Annotated in this window: 2 protein-coding genes; one reads left to right on the top strand and one right to left on the bottom strand. The window is 61.1% G+C overall.

Translation table 11 applies throughout. The annotated features are described in order from the left end of the window. The coding region (locus NW844_RS12080; protein WP_414335964.1) for an ABC transporter permease at positions 1–965 on the bottom strand (965 nt) is incomplete at its 3' end. Between the two features lie 233 nt (positions 966–1,198). Between NW844_RS12080 and NW844_RS12085 the strand changes: the two genes are divergently transcribed. Beyond that, positions 1,199–2,144: NAD-dependent epimerase/dehydratase family protein (locus tag NW844_RS12085; protein WP_414335966.1), on the top strand; the 946-nt coding region annotated here is incomplete at its 3' end.

Below are 2,144 nucleotides of genomic sequence, written 5' to 3' on the forward strand. Positions count from 1 at the left end.
AGGTTGCCCAAAATCAGCATCACCGCTCCCAGCAAAAGCCCGGCCATCACCACGTTGATGTCAAAGCTTTGGACGGCTTCCAAGAGCAGCTTGCCCAGCCCCGGCCAATTGAAGAAAAACTCGGCAATGAAGGAGCCGCTGAGCAGATTGGCAAACTCAAAGCCCAAAATCGTGATCAAGGGGTTGACGGCGTTGCGCAATGCATGCAGCCAGATCACCCGCCATTCAGGAATGCCCCGTGCCCGCGCCGCCTGGATGTATTCCTGCCGCAGCACGTCCAAGAAGTTGCCGCGGGTAATCCGCTGCAGGCCGGCAAAGCTGGTAATGCTCAGGGCCAGCGTGGGCAAGAGCAGGTGGCGGCCCAGATCCAGCAGCTTCCCCCCCCAACCGAGCTCGGCAAAATAAACACTGGTCATTCCCCCTACCGGCAACCAGCCCACGTTTTGAGCCACGATCAGCAGCAAAATGGCCAGCACAAAGCTGGGCATGGCCTGCCCCAGGTAGCTGAGCAACTGCAACGCCCGATCCAAAGGAGTGTTCTGCCGCAGCGCCCCCAGGATCCCCAGAGGAATGGCAATTAGCCAAGTTAGCAAAACAGAGCACACTGCCAACAGCAAGGTGGCGCCGGCGCGGGAGAGGATGAGTTGCGCCACCGGCACGCGGTATGTGTAGCTGACGCCAAAATCCCCCTGCAGCAGATTGCTCAGCCAGGTCAAATACTGCCAAATCAAGGGCTTATCCAGGCCCAGCCGTGCCTCTTCCTGGGCGATAAACTCTTGGCTGACACTGGGATCCGCCCGCAAGGGATCCAAAAAATCGCCGGGAGCCAGTTGCAAGAGCAAAAAGCTGAGCACCGTGATCAGCAGTAGCACCGGCACCGCTTGGGCCAGCCGCTGCAAGACCAAGGCCAGCGGCGGCCACAGACTGAAAGCGCGCCTGCTAGGGGAAGAGGAGGTTACGGCCACAGACAGAGGTCGAGTTGAGCGCGGTCTTAGCTGGGATCCCGGTAGGGGATCCTTGTCGAACTATGCTGCCATTCTTCGGGCCAGATTTCTAGCCTGCTGCCCGGCTTGGAACAGGGTGCAGTTGCCCGGACTTGCCGTCAGAGGAATTGGGGGTTAAGCCGCTCCGGCAGGCGCAAGCCAAGGCGGTAGACTAGTCAAAAGCTTTTTCGATGAGTTGCCGTTGGGAAGATCTCTTGCGAAACCTGTTTCTTACCGGCGCTAGCGGCTGTCTGGGGCACTATGTGTTGGAGCGCCTGGCCCAGCAAAGGGATCCCGAGTTTCCGGAGCGGCCCGCCTACCACCTCTACATTCTTATTCGCAACCCCAGCCGCCTGCGGCTGCCCCCGGAACGGCTGCCCGCCCCCATCACCCTGGTGCCCGGCGATCTGCTGCACATCCGCGAGCACGCTGCCCTGCTGCAACAGATGGATGGGCTGATCCACATGGCGGCGGCTTGGGGGGATCCCACCCTAACCTGGGCGGTGAATGTTACCCACACTCTGGAGCTCTTTCAGTTGTTGGATCCCCGGCGCTGCCAGCAGGTGATCTACTTTTCCACCGCCAGCCTTTTGGATCAGGCGTTACAACCCTTGGCCATCGCCGGCCAGGCCGGCACCGACTACATCCGCAGCAAGTACGCGATGCTGCTGCGACGGCAGGAAAGCTGCTTCTGGCCGGATCGGCTGCTGACGCTCTACCCCACCCTACTGTTTGGCGGCAGCCCCCACCACCCCTATTCCCACATCACCGCCGGCCTCAAGGATGTGCTCCGCTGGCTGGATCTCATCCGCTTTTTGCGGGTGGATGCCAGCTTCCACTTCATCCACGCTGCCGATGTGGCAGAGATGGTGGCCTACTGGGTAGCCCATCCGCCCGGTGGCGGCGATTGGGTGTTGGGCAACCCCCCTCTGTCTGTGGATGAGTGCGTGGAACAGGTGTGCGCCTATTTCAGAAAGCGGATCTACTTCCGCCTGCCCTTGCCCCTCGGACTCCTCCGCAGCTTGGCTTTTCTGTTTGGGGTGCGGCTTTCGGCGTGGGACGAGTACTGTCTGCGCCACCGCCATTTTGTCTATCCGGCCCTCTCGCCAGCAGCCCTGGGCTTGCCCTGCCACTTCCCCACCGTGGCCTCTCTCCTAGATG

This window comes from Synechococcus sp. H55.2 (assembly GCF_047462495.1).
Lineage (GTDB): Bacteria > Cyanobacteriota > Cyanobacteriia > Thermostichales > Thermostichaceae > Thermostichus.